Source organism: Flavilitoribacter nigricans DSM 23189 = NBRC 102662 (genome assembly GCF_002646595.1).
Classification (GTDB): domain Bacteria; phylum Bacteroidota; class Bacteroidia; order Chitinophagales; family Saprospiraceae; genus Flavilitoribacter; species Flavilitoribacter nigricans.
In genome coordinates this window covers 132,290-153,313 of sequence record NZ_PDUD01000028.1, presented here as the reverse complement: position 1 = coordinate 153,313, position 21,024 = coordinate 132,290, and the positions used below count along the sequence as shown (strand labels likewise).

At 51.5% G+C, this 21,024-nt stretch carries 18 protein-coding genes; 7 read left to right on the top strand and 11 right to left on the bottom strand.

The window, feature by feature from the left end:
- Nucleotides 1-196: 196 nt before the first annotated feature.
- The 5 genes from CRP01_RS24185 to CRP01_RS24170 all read right to left on the bottom strand — a co-directional run bounded on the left by CRP01_RS24185 (nucleotide 197) and on the right by CRP01_RS24170 (nucleotide 4,769).
- A complete protein-coding gene (locus CRP01_RS24185; protein WP_099152690.1) occupies nucleotides 197-1,075 on the bottom strand; it encodes an alpha/beta fold hydrolase in 879 nt (292 codons plus the stop codon).
- A 35-nt stretch (nucleotides 1,076-1,110) separates the two neighbouring features.
- On the bottom strand, nucleotides 1,111-1,284 hold the full coding sequence (locus CRP01_RS42425; protein WP_170110516.1) for a hypothetical protein: 174 nt from the start codon (nucleotides 1,282-1,284) through the stop codon (nucleotides 1,111-1,113).
- A gap of 144 nt (nucleotides 1,285-1,428) precedes the next feature.
- A complete protein-coding gene (locus tag CRP01_RS24180; RefSeq protein ID WP_099152689.1) occupies nucleotides 1,429-3,207 on the bottom strand; it encodes an AMP-dependent synthetase/ligase in 1,779 nt (592 codons plus the stop codon).
- Nucleotides 3,204-4,028 carry an alpha/beta hydrolase gene (locus CRP01_RS24175; protein WP_099152688.1) on the bottom strand — a complete coding sequence of 275 codons (825 nt, stop codon included), beginning with the start codon at nucleotides 4,026-4,028 and terminating at the stop codon, nucleotides 3,204-3,206. Before CRP01_RS24175 ends, CRP01_RS24180 begins: the two co-directional genes overlap by 4 nt.
- Before the next feature lie 45 nt (nucleotides 4,029-4,073).
- Nucleotides 4,074-4,769 carry an alpha/beta hydrolase gene (locus CRP01_RS24170; RefSeq protein WP_170110515.1) on the bottom strand — a complete coding sequence of 232 codons (696 nt, stop codon included), beginning with the start codon at nucleotides 4,767-4,769 and terminating at the stop codon, nucleotides 4,074-4,076.
- Nucleotides 4,770-5,139: 370 nt separating this feature from the next.
- Between CRP01_RS24170 and CRP01_RS24165 the strand changes: the two genes are divergently transcribed.
- The 5 genes from CRP01_RS24165 (at nucleotide 5,140) to CRP01_RS24145 (ending at nucleotide 9,974) form a co-directional block, all read left to right on the top strand.
- The gene (locus tag CRP01_RS24165) at nucleotides 5,140-5,634 is read left to right on the top strand and encodes a hypothetical protein (RefSeq protein ID WP_099152686.1); all 495 of its coding nucleotides are present in this window, start codon (nucleotides 5,140-5,142) and stop codon (nucleotides 5,632-5,634) included.
- Nucleotides 5,635-5,826: 192 nt separating this feature from the next.
- Complete coding sequence (locus tag CRP01_RS24160) at nucleotides 5,827-7,143, top strand: gluconate:H+ symporter (protein WP_099152685.1); 1,317 nt, start codon at nucleotides 5,827-5,829, stop codon at nucleotides 7,141-7,143.
- A gap of 70 nt (nucleotides 7,144-7,213) precedes the next feature.
- Nucleotides 7,214-7,687 carry a RidA family protein gene (locus CRP01_RS24155; protein WP_099152684.1) on the top strand — a complete coding sequence of 158 codons (474 nt, stop codon included), beginning with the start codon at nucleotides 7,214-7,216 and terminating at the stop codon, nucleotides 7,685-7,687.
- Between the two features lie 88 nt (nucleotides 7,688-7,775).
- On the top strand, nucleotides 7,776-8,882 hold the full coding sequence (locus tag CRP01_RS24150) for a D-TA family PLP-dependent enzyme (protein ID WP_099152683.1): 1,107 nt from the start codon (nucleotides 7,776-7,778) through the stop codon (nucleotides 8,880-8,882).
- Nucleotides 8,883-8,918: 36 nt separating this feature from the next.
- Nucleotides 8,919-9,974, top strand: a complete 1,056-nt coding sequence (locus CRP01_RS24145; RefSeq protein WP_099152682.1) for a dipeptidase — start codon at nucleotides 8,919-8,921, stop codon at nucleotides 9,972-9,974.
- A gap of 12 nt (nucleotides 9,975-9,986) precedes the next feature.
- On the opposite strand, the gene CRP01_RS24140 is transcribed toward CRP01_RS24145, so the two are convergent.
- Nucleotides 9,987-10,967: an endo alpha-1,4 polygalactosaminidase gene (locus tag CRP01_RS24140; protein ID WP_099152681.1), complete on the bottom strand. Its 981-nt coding sequence runs from the start codon at nucleotides 10,965-10,967 to the stop codon at nucleotides 9,987-9,989.
- 212 nt (nucleotides 10,968-11,179) lie between these two features.
- Between CRP01_RS24140 and CRP01_RS24135 the strand changes: the two genes are divergently transcribed.
- Both CRP01_RS24135 and CRP01_RS24130 read left to right on the top strand, forming a co-directional pair.
- Entirely contained in the window at nucleotides 11,180-11,476 is a 297-nt protein-coding gene (locus CRP01_RS24135) for an SCP2 sterol-binding domain-containing protein (RefSeq protein WP_099152680.1), read from the top strand.
- Nucleotides 11,477-11,532: 56 nt separating this feature from the next.
- Nucleotides 11,533-12,321, top strand: a complete 789-nt coding sequence (locus tag CRP01_RS24130) for an Fpg/Nei family DNA glycosylase (protein ID WP_099152741.1) — start codon at nucleotides 11,533-11,535, stop codon at nucleotides 12,319-12,321.
- Between the two features lie 171 nt (nucleotides 12,322-12,492).
- Here CRP01_RS24130 and CRP01_RS24125 read toward each other — a convergent pair whose 3' ends face one another.
- From CRP01_RS24125 to CRP01_RS24105, 5 genes are all read right to left on the bottom strand, one after another.
- Nucleotides 12,493-14,700 (bottom strand): alpha-L-rhamnosidase-related protein, encoded by a 2,208-nt coding sequence (locus CRP01_RS24125; RefSeq protein WP_099152679.1) that lies wholly within the window; start codon nucleotides 14,698-14,700, stop codon nucleotides 12,493-12,495.
- 211 nt (nucleotides 14,701-14,911) lie between these two features.
- Nucleotides 14,912-15,790, bottom strand: a complete 879-nt coding sequence (locus tag CRP01_RS24120; RefSeq protein WP_099152678.1) for a hypothetical protein — start codon at nucleotides 15,788-15,790, stop codon at nucleotides 14,912-14,914.
- Nucleotides 15,791-16,067: 277 nt separating this feature from the next.
- Complete coding sequence (gene mfd / locus CRP01_RS24115; RefSeq protein WP_099152677.1) at nucleotides 16,068-19,433, bottom strand: transcription-repair coupling factor; 3,366 nt, start codon at nucleotides 19,431-19,433, stop codon at nucleotides 16,068-16,070.
- An 89-nt stretch (nucleotides 19,434-19,522) separates the two neighbouring features.
- Complete coding sequence (locus tag CRP01_RS24110; RefSeq protein ID WP_099152676.1) at nucleotides 19,523-20,353, bottom strand: META domain-containing protein; 831 nt, start codon at nucleotides 20,351-20,353, stop codon at nucleotides 19,523-19,525.
- 47 nt (nucleotides 20,354-20,400) lie between these two features.
- Nucleotides 20,401-21,021, bottom strand: a complete 621-nt coding sequence (locus CRP01_RS24105) for an NUDIX hydrolase (RefSeq protein ID WP_099152675.1) — start codon at nucleotides 21,019-21,021, stop codon at nucleotides 20,401-20,403.
- Nucleotides 21,022-21,024: the final 3 nt, after the last annotated feature.

The following is a 21,024-nucleotide window of genomic DNA, read 5'->3' as shown; positions in this document are numbered from 1 at the left end:
GCGGGTAGAGCTGTTCCGTTCTCAAATTATTGAATATAAAAAATGGCAATTTCAATGGCAATAGCAATTTCAATAACTCAAAATCAGGCGAAAAGGTCAAAATCGGAGCAGAAAGCTGCCTTTTGCTAGCTATTGCTATGGTGCTTGACATTGTAATTGAAAAATTCGCATTGCGTTTTTATAGCACTGAACAGCCCTACACCTCCTGCGGGTGACCGTAATTTTTGCTGATCCATTTTACGATTTCCTCATTGCCCGCTTCGTCCGGTACGTGCCTGGAGTCGGGTAAGAGTAGCGTATCCCGCAGGGAAGGAAAGATCTTTTGTGCCCGCCGGAGTAGTTTTTTCCCCGGAAACATCAGATCATTTTCTGCAGCCGCGATGTATACAGGCGTTTTAATTTGTGCTGCTTCTTTCCGACTGATCAGAGGCAGGGGAGAGAAATCCATGGAAAAATGCAGAAAAACCTCGGACAGAAAACGCAGGGCAAATGGGTCTTCCCGGGTAAACAACGCCCCCAGGAACCGATGAACGTATTTGGTCTTGCGGGTAGCCATGTAGCGTTTCATGGGTAAGAAGACTTTCCAGAGCGCCTGGATCGGATTGCCGTTCACGATGCCGGCCGGCACGATCAGGAAAGCCCGGGCGATGCGGCGCTCGTCAAATGCGAGGGTCTTCCAGCTAACCAGTCCGCCGAATGAAATGCCAACCAGCGTAACTCCGGTGATGTGCATTCGGGAAAGGATCTCCTGCAGCCACTGCCCGTAGGCCGGGGTGTGGATATCCGGCCGGAATTCTGCACTGGGGTTGGGCTGACCGATAATGTCGATCGCATAGACCCGGAAATCCTTCAATAAACCGGGAAGCGCTTCAATGGCGATCGGGGCACAACCGTTAGCGCCGTGCAGCAATACCAGGGGCGGCGCGGTTTTGTCGCCGGTCATGATAATGTGCGTATCCCCAAAGCTCGTTTCAATGGTGCAGGTGTCGTAGCTGATGTTCAGTTCTTCCAGTTTGTCAAAGTAGAGTTCCAGAATACGTTCTCTGGCGGCAGGACTGCTGAATAATGTGTTCATTTGCTGGTTCATTTGGTAAAAGTACAGGATTGGTTTCAGGACGCCTTTCGATAATATTCGAAACCGGCTGCGGTCCACTCGGTCATTTGAAACAATCGTTCCGTGATATCGAGTGTGCTGGTTTCCATCAGGTTGCCGGCCGCAAAGATGGCTCCGAATACCAGGTGTAGGATAAAAAGCAAAATATAGTAGATCAATAAGTTCTTCATGGTGCAAAGCGGTTAATGTGAATGCTCTGCAAAGATGCTGAGGAGCACCGTTCCAATCGTTCGCAATTACATTACCGAACTTTATTGTGAAATCCGGAACCTGGAGAATTCGGTTAGCACGAGCTGTATTTCTGCGGTTGTAAGCTAACTCATCTTGTACAACAGATCAATGTCTTTCTGGTAAGCCTGGAGGATCTGCGGACGGATCAGCTTAAGCGTATAGGTCAGCAGGCCGGAAGAAATGGTCCATTCCCGATCGGTCAGGTGGAACGCCCGAATATTCTGGAAGTTGGGGAGCAGAGCGTTGAGCAGGTCAATTTCTTCCTGCATCTTTTCTTTTACCTTCAGATTGAGCACCATGTAGCGGGGGCTGGTCCAGTGAATACCGTGCACCTTACACCATTGCTCCAGCAATTCAAAATTAGGCTTAATGATGGCGGTCAGGTAGGGACGTTGAAAACCCACAACCATGATCTGTTCGATAAATGCGGACTGCCGGAAATGATTTTCCAGGACCTGGGGCGCGATATATTTTCCGGCCGAGGTTTTGAAAATATCCTTTTTGCGATCGGTGATCTGCAGGAAGCGCTTTTTTACAAATTTGCCCACATCTCCGGTTCGAAACCACCCGTCTTCTGTGAAGACCTCCCGGGTAACAGCATCCTGTTTGTAGTAGCCCCGGGTGACGTTAGGGCCCCGCACCAGGATCTCTCCTTCTCCCGCAGCATCCGGTTGATCGATGCGGACCTCTACCCCGGGAATGGGGACGCCTACCGTACCGAAACTGTACAGGCCCGGGCGAAACTGGTTCAGGGTGATCACCGGCGAAGTCTCCGTCATACCGTATCCTTCGCGGATACGGATGTTCATGGCCGCGAGCAGCCGTCCGAGTTGGGGCTGGAGGTGGGCCGCGCCGACGATGATCCCTTCCACCCGTCCGCCGAGGTTTCGCTTCAACTGGTTAAAGACCAGAAAACGGGCCAGTTGCAATTGTATCCAGTAGGTAAATTTGGTGCCCGGCCGGTCGCGGTAGCGCTGGCCGACCCGCAGGGCCCAGTCGATGAGCTGCCGCCGCCAACTGGCGTTCTCGCCCCGTAGCGCCAGCAGCCGTTCGTACATCTTCTCAATGATCCGGGGTACAGCGGTGAAAAAATGGGGATGTACCTCGCGAAAGGCTTTTTCCAGGTATTCCCGCTCCACTAACAGATGCAGACTGGCCCCGGAAGCGATGGTCACGTAGATAGCCATCCGTTCGAAGATGTGACTGAATGGCAAAAAACTAAGACTGGTCTTGCGGCGGTCCAGCGGTACCAGCGGCAGTACGGACTGTAAGTTGCAGACCAGATTATGATGACTGAGCATCACCCCCTTCGGAATGCCGGTAGTACCGGAAGTGTAAATAATGGCCGCCAGGTCTTCCGGACTTACCTGTTTGGCTGCGGCCCGGACCCGGTCCGGTTGGGCCGGATACCGATCCAACAGGGAGCCGAAGCTGTCTTCCCGTTCCGAAGGATCGTGCAGGAAGAAGATCTGCAATTCCGTCAGCCCTTCCGGTGGCGGAAGAAAGCGTTCTCCCAGCGTGCGGTCGGCCACGATACACAGCTTCGTTTCGGAATGGTCCAGAATGTGGTACAACTGATCGGGCTGGCTGGTAAAGTGTACCGGTACGACCACCGCTCCGACCTGTTGTATGGCCAGATCGAGAAATATCCAGTCGGCCGATGCCAGATGGGGCAGGATCACGACCCGATCCCCTTTCTCGATACCCAATTCCAACAATATTGTCCCGTACTGGTAGATCCTGTCCCGGCTTTCGGTCGAACTGTAAGGAGTCCACTTCCCGTTTGAATAACTCACCAATGCCCGGTCGTTCGGGTGGCGCTCCAGTTGGAAATCGATGATATCGAAAGTGCGGCGGATCATACGGCCCCGGCGGTTTGTTCTACATAATAACCATTGAGAATATCGTACAGGTACTGGTGGTATTCCGGGTAGTCCGGCAGGTCATTGTGCCCACCCCCCTCGATGGGCAACAGGTGGGCCAGTTCCGGTTGGATCTGTTGCAGCCGTTCACTGTGCTCAAATGGAATAAGGCGGTCTTTGGTTCCATGAATGAGGAAGATGGGTGATTCGATCTTCCGGAAGAACTGATCGGTCCGGATCTGATACCGCAGCAGCCAGCGCAGCGGAAGAATAAAACCGTAGCGACGGATCTGGTGGTAAAAACTGAAATAGGGCGAATCGAGGATGAGCATTTTGGGCCGGTTCCAGGATGCGATCCGCGCCGCAATGCCCGACCCCATAGAACGCCCGTAGATCACGATCTCGTCCTCTTCGTATTGCTTGGCGAGCCACCTGTAGAGGGTTTGAGCGTCGTTGTAGAGAATGGGCTCGGTGCGTTTGCCGCGGCTTTTTCCGAAACCCCGGTAATCCATCATAAAGAAGTCGTATCCATTGCTCACAAAATCTTTGGCGAATTTCCCCCAGCCTTTGATACTCCGGGAATTGCCCTTGAGGTAGTAGATCACCCCCCGGCTGTTGGGTACCCGAAAATAGATGGCATTGATGCGCCCGCCGTCTTCCATTTCGAAGGTCTTTTCCTCAAAATCAAAAGGGTATTTATAGGTGAATTCGTGGGGGAGTAATTCGGGACGGAAGAAAAAGAAATGCTGAAAAAAGTAAAAAACGACACAGACCAGCACGTAGATGGCAAATAGAATGATGAAGGAGTTGGTCAATGTCATTGCTGCAAATTAGGACGTGTTCTTTGGATGAATATACAAAAAACTTCACTGCAACAAATCGGCCAGTATTTTCTCGTATTCCGGAAAGCTGCGCAGATTTCTGTGCCCGCCGCCTTCGATCGTGATGAACTGGTCATCCGGTTTGAGGTATTTTCGGAGCTCCGAAGCGACGCGGTAGGGTACCACCCAGTCGTTGGTTCCCTGGATGATACTGATGGGATAAGAAACGGATTGCAGGTGCCGGGCTACCGGGAACTTAGGGTTGGGCTCGAAGGGCACCAGCACCACCGAAGCCCGCATCCGGAAGAGTTTCGGGATACTGGGGAAAGGCGTTTCCAGGATCAGTTGCCGGGCCTGATGCTGCGCGGCCAGCCAGCTGGCCGGACCGGACCCCAGAGATCGTCCGTAAATAATGATCTGATCGGCGGGATATAGCTCCCGGGCCCGCTCGTAAGCGAGCTGAGCACTTTTGTACAGCTCCGCCTCAGTGGGCGTTCCCGGATTTTTGCCGTAACCCGGATATTCTACCGCCAGCACCTCGTATTGGTTTTGGGTAAAATCTACCGTATATGTTCCCCAGCGCTGCAAATTATCCGCATTACCGTGGAAGTAAAGTACAATACCTTTTGCCTGTTCGCTTACCGGAAAAAAGAGGGCATTTAGCGACCGATCCGCGCCTTTGTCATCGAGGCTGAGTTCGACAAAGGGATGCTTAAACTCGAAAGAATAGTCCGGATCCAATGAGCTTGGACGAAAAACTATGCGTTCATGTAAGCCATATAACAATATAATTATCAGGATGTAAGCAATAATTAAGGTGATCAAGGTCTTTTTCGGCTGTATGGACAAATTCTAATGTTAAATTTAAATTAATCCAATGTTAATTTAATGTAAACTAATTATATTTTTCGTAAATTTGTATGATTACCTAATCGGTAGAATCCATACCACTTGGGTAATTATCAACACAAGTTGCGTTCCTAACCGTATAGAGTAGAAGGATAATCATTCAATAAACGGAGCTGAAATTGCCCTGTTTGTGAATTTAGCGCTTTCTACCCTCTACAAGTTGTTTCGCAACTTGATTTATTTAATTTAAACACACTTTATCATGGCCAAGTTGAAATTTAAGGAAACGCAGCGGTATCGGCATTGGGAGGTCATCGCACTTTTGGCCATCCTGACCTTAGGTACAGCTATTCGTTTGGTAGTAACTACCGTTTCCGGCGAAGCTGCCGCGAACGGAAATCTGATTCTGGGAATCTTCCTGCTGGCAAGTCTTGTGCTTACGCTCGCTTACTTTCTGAAAGTAAGAATGAAGGTGAAAGTAGACACCAAAGGGGTGAAATACAGTATTTACCCCTGGCAGAAAAGTAAGCAAAAGATCAAGTGGGAGGAAGTAGAGAATTTCGAGATTATCGAACTGCCCGAGCAGGCTGCGCTGAGTGGCTGGTCGGTACAGTACGGAAGTCGAACCCGCGGCTGGAACATGGGTAAAAACCGTGGTCTGCGTTTAGATCTGCGCAACGGTGAACGTTATTTTCTTAGCATTGAAAATCTCGACGATCTGGAGAATATTCTGGATGAGATATTTGAGAGAAAATAATAACCGACCGATTATAAAATTTTAATCAAAAACACTAATCCCGGATGCTCACCCCCGAGCATCCGGGATTTTTTTTGTGGGTACCGTCCTGGGATGGCACACCTAAAGTATTTTGTATATTGGCGACCGCTGCAATAGTACGGAGAGACTGTTTGAACAGTCTCTGAAAAAAACGAAAAACTTTAAACACCTATGCCCTTAGCAATTGTTATTGTCGGTATCCTGCTGCTGGTACTGCTTATCGGTTATTTTAAGATCAATGCTTTTATCGCCTTTGTCGTAGTTTCCATCGGGATCGGCCTGGCGGAAGGAATGCCGGCTGCCGCCGTTTCCAAAGCCGTGCAGACGGGGATCGGGAACATTCTGGGCTTCCTGGTCATCATCCTGGGTTTCGGAGCTATGCTGGGTAAGCTGGTGGCCGACAGTGGCGCGGCCCAGCGCATATCCACCAGCCTGATCAATGCCTTCGGCGTCCGTTACATTCACTGGGCGCTGGTCCTTACCGGATTCATCGTGGGTATTCCGCTGTTCTACTCGGTCGGATTTGTGATCCTGGTCCCCCTGGTATTTACCGTGGCGGCCATCAACAAACTTCCCCTGATCTACGTGGGGCTGCCGATGCTATCGGCGCTTTCGGTTACCCACGGATATCTGCCGCCGCACCCCGCTCCCTCGGCCATTGTACAAACCTACGGGGCGGACCTCGGCCTGACCCTTGTCTACGGACTCATCATCGCGGTGCCGGCCATCATTCTGGGCGGACCGGTATTTGCCAGTACACTCAAAAAGTACAATCCAAAACCCCTGGAGGCTTTCTTCAATACCAAAGAACTAAGTGACGAAGAAATGCCCAGTCTGGGTATCAGCATTTTTACGGCTCTACTGCCGGTACTGCTCCTGGCGGTCACGGCGGTACTACGGTTGTTTGTACCCGAAGCATCTCCCTTCGGTCAGTTTCTGGCCTTTGTGGGCGATCCCATCATTGCTATGCTGATCACCATTCTGGTGGCGATCTTTACATTGGGCATCATGCGGGGAAAAAGCATGCTGGAAGTGGGGAAAAGCCTGGAAGAGGGGATCAAGGGCATCGCCATGATCCTGCTCATTATTGCGGGAGCCGGTGCACTGAAGCAGATCCTGGTAGAGAGCGAGGTCAGTGCCTACATTGCGGGCCTGTTGCAGGGCCTGGATACCTCTCCGCTGATCCTGGCCTGGGGCATTGCGGCCATTATCCGCGTCTGTGTGGGATCGGCTACGGTGGCGGGACTGACCAGCGCCGGTATCGTATTGCCGCTGATCGTTACCACGGGCGCTGACCCTAACCTGATGGTACTGGCCACCGGGGCGGGTAGTCTGATGTTTTCGCACGTAAATGACAGTGGCTTTTGGATGTTCAAAGAATTTTTCAACCTTAGCATCACCGATACGATCAAGACCTGGTCGGCTATGGAAACTATTGTATCAGTCGTGGGCCTGATCGGCGTCCTGATACTGGATCAAATTATATAATTTCGGCGGCCTCCGGTAAGTACGGTTTTGCGAGTGTTCACCGGCCGCCATCAACTGTCAATCGAAAGTAATGCAAGCATTAACACCTGAACAAAGATTTGCCGCTCTCGGGCTGGAATTACCGCCCGCACCCAAACCGCTGGGCGTTTACAAACCATTTCTCCGGGTAGGGAATCAGATCCTGGTTTCCGGGCACGGAACGGTGCAGTCCGACGGGAGCCTGATCATCGGCCGCATCGGCGAGGATATGGACATGGAAGCCGGTAAACTCGCCGCCCGCCAGGTTGGTCTGGCTATTCTGGCTACGCTGCGCGCCAATCTCGGCAGCCTGGATCACATCCAGCGGGTCATTAAAGTGCTGGGCATGGTCAATTGTGTATCGAGCTTCGAAAAGCATCCCTACATCATCAACGGTTGTAGTGAGTTGTTTGCCCAGGTTTTCGGCGAAGACAAAGGGATCGGGGTACGCAGTGCCGTGGGAATGGGAAGCCTCCCGGACAATATCCCGGTGGAAATCGAAGCGGCATTTGAACTGAAGGTGTAATAGATTGATCGTTCGGTGCCTGCTAAACGAATGCTCTGCACCTGTCTGAGACTGCACATTATACATTCCAAAACTGAATACCATCATTATGGCTGAGTGGTACGAGATCAATAATGCCGATACGCTGGACACTCCCTGTCTGGTTGTTTATCCGGACCGGATCCGGGAAAATATCCGGCTGATGCTGGAACGGGTCGCCGATGACCCCACCCGCCTGCAACCGCACGTGAAGACCTACAAAATGCGGGAAGTCGTGGATATGCAAATGACCGCCGGGATCCGCAAGTTTAAATTCGCCACAATCGCGGAAGGAGAAATGCTGGGACAATCCGGAGCAGAACGGGCGCTTTTGGCCTACCAGCCGGTGGGTCCCAAGATCACCCGATTGCTGGAGTTGGTCAACCGCTTTCTGGATACCCACTACGCCGCTCTGGTGGATAATACCGCATCCGCATCCGCTATTTCCGAAGTTTTTGCGGCCGCCGGGAAGGCACTCACCGTTTACCTGGATCTTGACGTCGGTATGCACCGCACCGGTATCGAGCCGGGCGCGGAAGCAGTTGATCTGTTCAACCATTGCCTATCTCTGCCTGGAGTAGATCCGGTAGGGTTACACGTTTACGACGGGCAGTTCCGGCAACAGTTCGAGGAGCGAAAGCGAGCCTCGGATGAAGCCTTTCGAGCGGTGGAGGAATTGCGGGCAAAGATAGAGGGAACTACGGGCCGCCAACTGGATGTGGTAGCCGGCGGAAGTCCTACTTTTCCGGTGCATGCCTTGCGGGATAATGTGACCTGCAGCCCGGGCACCTGCTTGCTTTGGGACTGGGGCTACGCGCGCAAACTCGAAGAACAGCCCTTCCTGTATGCCGGTCTGGTCCTGACCCGGGTAATATCCCATCCCGGAAATAACCGGATCTGTGTAGACCTGGGGCACAAAAGTGTGGCGGCGGAGAATCCGTTTCCCCGTGTACATTTTTTCAATTTGCCGGATGCCCGCCAGCTGGGGCAAAGTGAAGAGCATCTGGTACTCGAAGTAGACAACCCGGCCAACTACCCGGTAGGTACGCTGCTTTACGGTCTGCCCTTACACATCTGTCCGACCTGCGCCCTGTACGAAAGTGCCCATGTCGTGCGCGACGGCCTGGCCACCGAAAAATGGGGAGTGATCGCCAGAGACCGGGTAATATCCATTTAACCCTATTAGAAGAGATCCAATAAACCAACTGGCAATATGGTATTCGACGCCCACCTCGATCTCAGTATGAACGCCCTGGACTGGAACCGGGATTTCCGGCAAACCGTAGCGCATATCCGGCAGCGAGAAGCCGGAATGACGGACAAACCGGATCGGGGTAACAACACCGTTTCTTTTCCCGCCATGCGCGAAGGGGACATCGGGCTCTGCGTAGCCACCCTGATCGCGCGCTATGTAAAAACCTCCAATCCTCTTCCCGGCTGGCATTCACCGCAGCAGGCCTGGGCCCAGACCCAGGGTCAACTCGCCTGGTACCGGGAAATGGAACGTGCCGGAGAACTGGTGCAGATCAGGGACCTGGAAGGACTGGAAAGGCAACTGACCGAATGGCCGGAGCACCGTCACACAATCGGCTATGTGCTCAGTCTGGAAGGGGCGGATTCCATCGTCAGCCTGGAGCATCTCGATATGATGTACGAATCGGGCCTGCGGGCATTGGGGCCGGCGCATTACGGCCCCGGTACCTATGCATTCGGTACGGATTCTACCGGCGGGATAGGGGAGAAGGGCCGGGCTCTACTAGCTGCCATGGAAGCCAAAAATATCATCCTGGATGCGACCCACCTTTGTGATGTGAGTTTCTGGGAATCCATGGATCATTTTAACGGGCCGGTCTGGGCCAGCCACAACAACTGCCGGGCGCTGGTGGACCACAACCGGCAATTTTCGGATGAGCAGATCCGGGAACTGATCAGCCGGGATGCGGTGATCGGTGGTGCGCTGGATGCCTGGATGATGGTGCCCGGCTGGATCCGGCGGAAATCCACTCCGCAGGAAAAAGGCGTGACGCTAAACGTACTGATCGATCACCTGGATCACATTTGCCAGCTGGCCGGCAACACCCGCCACATCGGTATCGGTACGGATCTGGACGGTGGCTTCGGTACCGAGCAGGGCCCGGCGGATCTCGATACGATCGCCGACCTGCAAAAACTTCCGGATCTGCTGTCCCAGCGAGGATATACGGATGAGGATATCGCGGGCTTTATGTACGGCAACTGGCTGCGTTTCCTGCGCAAGGCCTGGGCCTAAACGGTCCGGGGGCTATTCAAAGAATTCGTATGCGTCCACTACATCCAGATACACGCCGTCAAAGCCGGCATCTACGATCTTTTTGAGGTAGCTGTTCTTATTGCCGATGAGCAGGTTTTTCCAGTCCTGTTCCCAGTAACGCACTTTGTAATTTCCGGCCCACTGGCTGTTTTTACTTTCCATCCAGTACGGCTTGTTGGTATCCCAGTCCGATTGCCAGTAGTAGCGGTAGGATTCGGCTTCCCCAATACTCAGGTAAGCGATCAGAAGCCGTTGGGTGCCGTCCGGTTTGAAACGCAACTGCAGGATCTCCTCGATCGTCAGCGGATCCTGTTGGTCATCGAAGAACAGGTCGATCAAAAGCAGGTCGTAATTGGAGGTGGCCAGACTGGCAATATAATTGGCCCGGTCATTAAATTTTTGCGGATTGATCAGAAAGAGAAAACTTTCGACCTGGTCCAGGCGAATAATATCTTTTCCGCTAAGTGCCGGTTGCAGACTGGTATCAGGGAGCAGGGACAGTTCCCGGTCGGCTGCAATGAAGGGGACAAAGCCCCGGTTCTGACACTGAGTGGATGCTTCCAGTTGCTGGCCGGGATCATTGGTGTAATCCGTGACCATAATGGCTTTCCCGTTTTGCTGAAGTAAATTCAGGAAAGGCAACATGAAGGACGTCTCGGCGTAAGGGGTCGCTTCGTTATCCCGATTATTGTAACCGTAGAAAAGCTCTTCGCGGCCGACCCCGTCGATAGCATTGAGATAACCCGTGGCCAGAGGGCCTTCCGGCGCTCCGTCTACGGTAATGATGTCTTCCCCGTTCTGGGGAATAATGATGAAATCGGGATCGAGAAAACGGCCATAGGCGCTGACCGATTGGACCAGTTGCCGCATTTCCTGACGGAAATCGATATCGCCGGATACCGGAGAGTTGGAATTCTTTTCACAGGACCAAAGCGCGGCCCCCAGCAGGAAAAACAGGATTCGTTTGTTCATGGTTTTTTAGGGTATTGGAGTTGGGACTTTTTCTTACAATGGTTTAGCGGGTGAACTTATTATGCGTGACGGAGTTTTTTTATACAATACTCCTCTCCGGCAAAGAATTGAGATGAAAACCCGGACTTGAGGACGATAAATAAAAACAAATGGAAAAATTGTACGTTTGTTAACCGCAGTTTTTCCAATCATAAACATCAATTGTATACAAAATGACCATAGAACAAGTAACCGAAGAATTCCGCAAAGCGGCGCCCGGAATGCCCACCTTAGGCAAATCACTTAAATTTCAGTTTGACGAAGGGATCGTCTTTCTCGATCTCACGGGAGAAGAAGCCGTGATCACCAACGAGGACGCAGAAGCGGATACCACCATTATTACTTCCCTGGCAACGCTCGACGGTCTGCGCAAGGGTACCGTGAATCCTATGATGGCCGTAATGTCCGGTAAGGTAAAGATCAAAGGCGATATGGCGCTGGCAATGAAGCTGCAATCACTTTTGTCGTAAAATGAACGGGCTTGTCCCCGGCCATTACAGAATTTTGTTTTAACTGTATTATCCAGATGCCCGAACTACCCGAAGTAAGTACATTTCAAAAATATTTTGACGGCACTTCCCTGCACCAGCGTATCGAGTCCGTTGAGGTGCAGGATGCCATGATCATTCGCAATGTCAGCGGTGAAGAATTTATCGACCGGATGACCGGTCGGACCTTTCTCAGTACCTACCGCCGGGGGAAATACCTCTTTGCCCGCATGGACAATGACGAGCATCTTCTATTGCACTTCGGCATGACCGGTGATCTGAATTACTATTCCGAGCCGGAAGAGCGCACGAAGTACGAACGTTTTGTTTTTCATTTTGATAACGGGCGGCATCTGGGTTTTGACTGCCCCCGGAAGTTTGCCAAGATCCGGTACATCGAAGACCTGGCCGGGTATATCGCCGACATCAAACTGGGGGAAGACGCTTTGGTGATCACCGATGCGGATTTTCTGAAACAGACCGAAGGCAAAACGGCTACCATCAAGGGCTTTTTACTGAATCAGAGCCACCTCGCCGGCGTGGGTAATCTGTATGCGGATGAGATCTGTTATCAGACCGGCATCCATCCGGCTTCGCGGGTGAATAATTTATCCGAAACGCAGAAGCTGGACATTTACGGGGCGATGCAGCGTATCCTGCAGGAAGCGATCAATCGCAATGCCTACTACAAAGACTATCCGGAAAACTGGTTTTGGGAATGGCGAAAGGAAGGCGAACCGGGGCCAAACGGAGAAGGCATCGTACAGCGGACCAAAATTGCGGGGCGTACCACCTATTACATAGAGGGGATACAGGAATTGTATTAGTGCCAGGAATGTTCTTATTGTCTTCAGGTTGAAATCGTTATTAGTAGCCTCCCCTGAGAGCTTTGGGCTTTTCGGTACTCAAATTATTGGGTATAAAAGATTCAATTTCAATAGCAATAACAAATCCAATACCTCCAAATCAGACAAAAGGTACATGTCGGGCTATTAGAATTAATCGATTGCGATGATCCGAATATGGTCCAGCATAGCCCGGTTGATCTCTACATTCATATTGTGGTTCCACTCTTCGAAATGGAGTTTCAGCTGGTTTGTACCGGTCTGCAACTGAATTTTTCGGACGTTGGAATATCCCCAGTCGGACCAGGCATCCGTACCCCGCTGGGGGAAAACCATTACGCCGGTGTAGGCATCATTCACACTCAGACTGCGAATGGCGCATTTGTTATCGGTATTCCAGGGGCCACTGCCGTTGGCGTAACGGATATCGAGGAGGTAATTTCCGGCCTTTTCAATCTCTACCGGAATATCGATCACGCGGTTTTTATCCAGCGACACCTCCACAAAACCATCTCCGGTAAAATCGGTAAACGGTAGCGGAGATGCAGCCACAAATGCTTCCAAAGGAATGATCCGGACATCTTTCGCAAAGGTGACCGGTTCGCTGGCAAAAGAGGGATAAGCCCGGGCATCAACCGCTTCTACCTGATAGACCGCATAGGCGGGAGTGCCGACCGCCATTTCGGTGTCTTTGGTTTCCCGCCAGAATTCACCGTTCCTGTAGACCTTATAGTGAGTAGCTCCCGGTAAGGACTCCCACTCGATGGACTTGGCGGTCGGAATGACCCGGGGTGCCGGTAAACTGAAATAATTATCGATGATCCGGGCTTCCGCTCCTTCCTTGGGTTCCGCCTCCAATACAATGGTGATCTTATGGTGGCCGGAAAGGTCCGGTGGCACCATAGCCCGGTCCTGCTCCTGTCCATCCAGAGTAAAGGTTTTGATCTGCCGCCCCCAGCCGCTGACGCTGATATCCAGCACGGCATTCCGGTAGTGAAAGCCGCTGAGTGTCCGCACTCCACCGTAGGATTCCGGTACCGCCGGAGTAAAATGCAGTCCGTCTTCCCCAAAAGACATACCCAGAAATACCCGGTATACCATTGCCAGATTTCCCGCAATGCTCCACAGCATCCGATGGGAATTGATCTCGGTTCCACGGAAATCCCCCGTTTCGGCGACCATGTTCTCGTAATTGGTCAGGAATAGGGCTGCCGGCCGGTAAATACTGGCCAGACCGTGGTTCAGTACGGACAAATTGCCGGCCCTGGCGGCTGCCAGATTCCAGTAAGCCTGGACGAAGGGCCAGATGCCGTTATTATGATAGGCCGGAATATTGGGAATTTGCGGATAGATGCAACTGAGCCCGTAAGGAGTGAGCGGCGCATTATTGATAATGCTTTCGGTCTGGGCCTGATCGGCTACCCCAAACAGGATCGCCAGCGATTCTCCCAATGTCTCAAATCTCGGAGAACGGATCAGGTCGGAGCGACCGTAGAGGTATTGGCCGTAGTAGCCCACGTCCTTTTGCCACAGATATTTGTTGATACCATCCCGGATCAGATCGGCCCGTTGGGAAAAGACGTCGGTGGATTCGCCTTTGATCCTTGCCATCGCTGCCAGTATTTTGTGGGCCTGATAATGTACGACATTGGTACCCAGATTGAGCGAGGTATAAATATCCGCATTTGACATCCAGCGCGGGTAGGTCTGTTCCCGCCAGTCCAGAAAGGAGGATTCACCACAGAACATGCCGGTAGCTGCATCAAAAAGCGTTTTGTAATCATCCTCCAGGGTATTTTTGATGATGGGGTAGACTTCGTCCAACCAGGCGGCATCACCGGTCACCTGGTAGATCTCCCAGGCCGCCAGTACCCAGGTGGTCCGGTCGGAAGATACCGGCCAGGCCCCACCGGAACCGGTATCCTGAATGATCATACCCCGCCGTACTTTTTTGCGAAGACTGGTTTTGGAAACTTCCGGTTCGAGAAAGGCAAAAGCCAGCAGAATGCTGTAACTGATATCGCGCGTCCAGACGCCACCCCATTCGGCGCCGGTGCGAAAAGTGCCGTCGGGTTCAATATTCAGATGGGCTTCTTCCAGGGATAGCTGGTAAAGGGTATCCACCAGTGGCTGGTCGGAACGGTACTGAGGAAAACGGGACAGATCTTCCGTCAGTTTCCAGCTTTTTTCCGAATCCTGATCGTGATCATCCAGTAATTCGATCTCGCGACTGGGATAATTGGAAACCAGATGGTCGGGGGCAATTGCCCTGGCGGAATATCTGCCCTGCACGATCCGGTCGGAATAGAGGGTGAAGGCATCGGAGGAAAATAATGTTTTCGTTTCGGAAGAAGAGCTCATTAAGATCGGTAACAATTGTAAATTAAACAGGCGTTACCTGCGAAACAGGGAATGGATCGCAAATGTTGCTTTGGGCTGGTTGGGGTATCTGGTGGGGTCTGTGCTTTTTCCCGGAGTTGTGAGTAAAGAAGATCTAACAGGGACCGCACTCAATAAATAGGTAGAACGTAGAGCAATTCCGACAAAAACTTGCTCTACGTCCCGGCAAAGATCAAATGGTATAGCCCATTTCCGTTAACTCCTGGGCGAAGAAATTCAGCCCGCTAAGATACCGCTGGGCTTTAGGTAAATTATCTGCGGCGTCTGTGTTAGCGGTAGCACAACCTCCTACCACCGCGTAAGCACGGTTAAATCTACGGATAGTTTCCTCTGAGAGATTCCCATTCCGGTAATCGGTATATAGCTGAAATACCTGCAACCGAATCTTGTGGCTTAGACCATTAATCACTCTGAAGAAATCCTCATTGGAAGGGTTATCCGGAAACTCGCCAAATTTATTGGTAAGTTCGATGTTTTCAAAAAACGAACCATTTATTGACAGGCGGTCTTCCTGGTCGTGGAATAAACGGGTACCTCCGTAAATTAATCGAAACTGGGAACTGACTTCGGGTTGGAACGCACCATTTAAAGATATCAGCATGGCATAACCATCATCCCCGATACTTTGCTGAACGGCATTATCCCAAAAGGCTACATTGTCGGGATCATTTAACCAGCCACGCATGCCCAGGCTTTTTTCCGGCCCGCCGCCTTCGATCATTTCTTCAATGTATTCGGAATAACCCTTATTCTCACCTGAAACCGAATCGTAAAAGTCAATTTGACTCTGGATCCAGTTATTGCTGTATCTCACATTATCGTCAAACGATTGGGCCTTTCGTTCCTCGTAAATGTCGAGTGCCTTAATTCCAATAGGTTCCTTAACGGACTCGGCCAGAGATAATATTTCACTGCTGGAAGTAGCTAAGGTAGGCGTAAGCTCGGGCGGTTCCGTTCCGGGAGAAGTATCATCATCGTTATCGCAGGAGAATAAAATGAGAAAAAAAGCAAGGAAAAAAGGGGAAAACAGAATTGATTTAAATGTTTTCATGGTAAAATGGAGTTTAGTTTAAAAATAAAGTATGCCTTTTTAAAAGTAGATTGACTGGGTACCTACCTAAAGATTCGTTAGGGAAAATTGAAGTGAAACGGGATCAAATCCCGGTTCCACCTAATTTATTTAGCGGCAATGTTTCTATAACTGGTTCTTGTCAGACATGCAGCAGTGGCTGTCATTTCACTTAAGTTCGGACTTTTTTAGGGGAGATGCAATTTTAAGCGCATTTTATTGTCGAAGCACCCGATCGCGTAGCACGTGCAGTTAACCACTACACCCGCTCCAGCAACTTATCCAATACCTGGTTGGCCTGGCTCAGGGTACGCACCCCTTCCTTGATCAGGATGAGGCGATTGTGGGACTGTTTTAGGCTCAGTCCCAGCTTTTTCCCCTCTTTTCCTACCAGTCGCACGATATCGCCGAAGCGCTTGCTTTCGTAGTAGGGCGACTGGGCATTCTCCACAAAGTAGCACCGCAGCTTGTTGCGTTTGAGGATAAGGCGATCAAAGCCCAGGTCGCGGCAAACCCAGCGCAACTTCAGGCCCTGGAACAGCTCTTTTACCTGGGGCGGTACTTTACCGAAACGATCGCGCAGTTCATTTTCAAAAGCTTCCAGTTCATCTTCGCGCTCCAGATCATCCAGTTTGGTGTAGAGGTTAAGTCGTTCCTGGATATTGCTGACATAGTCATCCGGAATGAGCATTTCCACATCCGTTTCGATCTGCACGTCGCGGACATAGTCGTGATTTTTCTCCAGATCTTCCTGGAACAGGTCTTTAAACTCGTTCTCTTTCAGTTCCTGAATCGCCTCTTCGAGGATCTTCTGGTAGGTCGCATAACCGATATCGGTGATAAAACCACTTTGCTCGGCGCCCAGCATATTACCCGCGCCGCGGATATCCAGGTCGCGCATGGCAATATCGAACCCGCTACCCAATTCGGAGAATTCTTCCAGCGTACGCAGGCGCTTGCGGGCATCCGAACTGATCACGGACAAAGGTGGGCTAAACAGATAACAGAATGCCTTTTTATTAGAGCGGCCCACCCGTCCCCGCAACTGGTGCAGGTCGGACATCCCGAACTGGTGGGCATTATTGATGATCATAGTATTGGCGTTGGCGATATCCAGACCGGTCTCAATGATGTTGGTACAGATCAGCACATCGTATTGCCGGTCGATGAAATCCAGCAGGGTTTTTTCCAGCTTTTTGGGTTCCATCTGACCGTGCGCAGCGGCAATGTCCACATCCGGACACAGACGCTGCACCATGGCGGCAATATCCGGCAGGGTTTTGACGCGATTGTGCACAAAAAATACCTGTCCGCCGCGGTTGACCTCGTAATAGATGGCTTCCCGGATCAGTTCTTCGCTGAAGATCCGCACCTCCGTGTGGATGGGCTGCCGGTTGGGCGGTGGTGTACGCAGAATGGAAAGATCCCGGGCCGACATCAGACTGAACTGCAGTGTCCGTGGGATCGGGGTAGCGGTCAGCGTCAGGGTATCTACATTGACCTTGAATCTGCGCAATTTTTCTTTCGCAGCAACGCCAAATTTCTGTTCTTCGTCGATCACCAGTAAACCCAGGTCTTTGAAGCCTACTTCCTTGTTCAGCAGGCCGTGGGTGCCGATCACGATATCGATCTTACCTTCCTTCAGTTGTTTGAAGATCTCGCGGCGTTCGGCCGCGGTGCGGAAGCGATTGACGTAGTCAACAGTCACGCCGAACTCATTGAGCCTATCCTGAAAAGTACGGTAGTGTTGCAGGGCGAGGATGGTGGTCGGTACCAGTACCGCTACCTGTTTGCCGCCGACTACCGCTTTGAAGGCCGCCCGGATGGCGATCTCCGTTTTCCCAAAACCTACATCCCCGCAAATGAGCCGGTCCATGGGGTAGGTTTTGGTCATATCTTCTTTGACATCCTGGGTAGCGGTGAGCTGATCGGGCGTGTCTTCGTAAATGAAGCTCGATTCCAGTTCGTTTTGCAGATAGCCGTCCGGCGGGAAAGCAAAACCCTCGGACGCCTTACGCTGGGCGTAGAGTTTGATGAGCTCGCCGGCAATATCTTTAACTTTCTTCTTGGTGCGGCGCTTGAGGTTTTGCCAGGCGTCCGATCCCAGTTTACTCAGCTTGGGCGGTGTGCCCTCCTTGCCGACGTGTTTGGAAAGTTTGTGCAGCGCATTGATGCTGACGTATAGGATATCGTTATTCTGGTAGATCAGCCGGACGGATTCCTGAATGTGGCCGTTGATATTGATTTTTTCGAGACCGGAGAAACGTCCGACACCGTGGTCGATATGGGTGACGAAATCACCGCGTTGCAACTCGCGCAGCATGCGCAGATTGACCGCCTGGTCGCGGGTGAAACCCTGCCGCAGCTTATACCGGTGAAAACGTTCAAAAATCTGGTGATCCGTATAGCAGGCGATCCGCAGATCCTCATCAATAAAACCCTGATGGATAGCTTTGATCACGGGGTGAAAGGGCACCTGGGTTTCTAGATCCTCGAAGATCGAATAAAAACGTTCGATCTGCTTGGGATTATCCGTGAAGATGTAATTCTCGATCCGGTCGCCATTGTTGGCTTTCAGATTCTCGATGAGCAGGTTGAAATTCCGGTTGAAACTCGGCTGCGGTTTCCCGTTGAACCGGATCTGCTGATCAAAAGGGATCGGCTGACCGGATTCGGCCATACACAAAATGGAGTACTGCTCTACATCCCCGATCACTTCACCCGGTCGGATAAAAGCCCGGTCGCGGAAGATCTCCGCCAGTTCGCTCTCGTCCAGGGACGAAATGGTACGGGCAAATTCCTCTGCCTTTTCAAAACACTGCTGCAGCCGGTCCAGAAGTAATTGAAAATCCTTGATCCAGACTACCGTATCCGGCGGCAATACCTGAAAGATAGATACTTTCTGATCCTGGCTGAAACGGGTATTAATATTGGGTACAATGGAAAGTTGCTTGATGTTCTTCTTGGACAACTGGGTCAGCGGATCGAAGGTCCGGATGCTTTCCACATCCTCATCAAAAAGCTCCACCCGGTAGGGATAATCATTTCCGTAGGAATAGATATCAACGATGCCGCCCCTTACGGAGAACTGACCGGGTTCGTATACAAAATCCTCCCGGTTGAAACCGTATTCCACCAGAACATCGATCAGGGTATTTACATCCAGTTGTTCCCCCACATTGATGTCCATCCGGTTGGAGGAAAGGATCTCCGGAGCCACTACCTTTTCGAACAGCGCTTCCGGATAGGTGACCACGATCTCGCCGGTCGCTTTGGAATGCGTCAGCCGGTTGACGGCCTCCGTGCGCTGCAGCACGTTGTTGCTGTCCAGCACTTCAAAATATCGCGGCCTTTTGAAGGAATCCGGTAGAAAATGGATGGTTTTATTTTCGAGCAGTCCGGCCAGCGTATTCTGAATGTAGGCGGCATCTTCTTTATCCAGGCCGATAAACAGATGGTGTCGTCTTTCGGCCCGGTAGCTTCCGGCCAGGACAAAGCACTCCATGGCACCGCGCAAACCTAGCAATTGTAAACGTGCCGGTGTTTCTGTTTTTAAACTGTCGTTTATTTCCTTTACACGTGGGGCTTGCTGGTATGCTTCCAGCAGCCGTTTCAAATTTTCCAATGAATACGTTGATTGTATTGGGAAGTCAGGAGGCAAATATCCTGCAAAGTTGGGAGATTTTGTTGCTCCCAGCTTCCCTTTTCCCGGATTTAATCCACTTTCTTAAATGTCAATGTATGTTCCTTACCTTGTAAATGCAATTTCAGGCCATCCAGTTCATAGGTTAGGGTATTGCCCGAAAGCGCAGCCAGATATCTGGTCTCAAACTGCATAGCGGGGCAGGCCATTTTTGTACTGGTCAGCGGACCGAAAGTCACGGAATCGTCCCCCATGGTGATCTTGCCGTTCATGCGGTTGCAGCCGGAGTGACCGAATACCTTGCCCTGCTTCAATTGCAGGTCCAGGGTCGGTACGCCATTGGGGAAATCTCCCGGAGCAACAGACTCACCGTCCATTTCGGTCAGCGCCCAGATGTCATTCAGCCGGTAATTGCCCAGATAACGTCCGCATCCCGTGAATTCTTCGTACTCGTCACTATCGCCGGGTTTCATGGATACCGTTACTTTGTACGGCGATTCCAGCCCGGACATAGAGTCCATACATTTTTCCTTGAAGATCGTGACGTAGAGATTACCCTTTTCGGTATTTGCCCGGTAGCTGATCGCGTTGACATCCTGCGGACGCACCGGATTGGGGACCGGCGTACTCATTTTATTGGGTTCCTCCATGGTATTGAAGGTCATCATCTTTTCGAAATCGATCTCCACGGACCAGAACGGTTCGTTGCCGGTGGCGATAAAATCGACGCCCGCCTGACTCTTGGCAACCCAGTTGTCGTTCATCGAACCTTCGGGTTCGACGGTGCTGGCCGGTTCATTTGAGCTCATGTCGGTTTCGGAACTGCTCTCTTCTCCCATTTTGGGACTACAGGAGGCAAATAAAAAAAGAAATGCCGCAAACGGCAAGAGTAATTTTTTCATATTGGTTTTCTGTTAGAACGATAATAACAAATATTTGGTTCGGCGGTTTACTCCACCAGAGCCAGCAGTTCGCTCATCATCATCGCGGTAGCTCCCCAGAGCACTTTGCCGCTAATGTCGAAGTACGGCACATCTTTGAGACGGATGTTTTCCCGGACGGTCATGTCCATGGTCCGGACATTCTGATCCGAAAGGAAATGGTCGAAGGGTACTTCAAGGATATTGGCGACCTCCGAGGGTTGGGGTGTAAAGGTGGGATATTCGTCGGTATAGGCCACGTAGGGGTATACCAGAAAATTACTGACGGGGATATAAAGTTCGGTTAACTGCCCCAGTACTTCCACTTTCCCCGCATCGATACCGATCTCTTCTTCGGCTTCCCGCAGCGCAGTGTATTCCAGCGAGGGATCACTGGGCTCGAAGCGTCCACCGGGAAAGCTGATCTGCCCGCGGTGCCGGTCCTGCACGTAGCGCGAGGCCCGTTCGATCAATACGATGTGCCATTGGTCTCCCTTGGGATAAAATAAAGCCAGCACCGAGGCTTTGACCGCACCGGCGGGCGCGGGCATCCGATTGTAGCGAAATGCCGTGGCCATGCGGTACTGGGCTTCCTGCCCGGGCAGTGGTTTTTTCAGCTGATGGCTTACTTTTTCGATAAGTTCCAACATGAT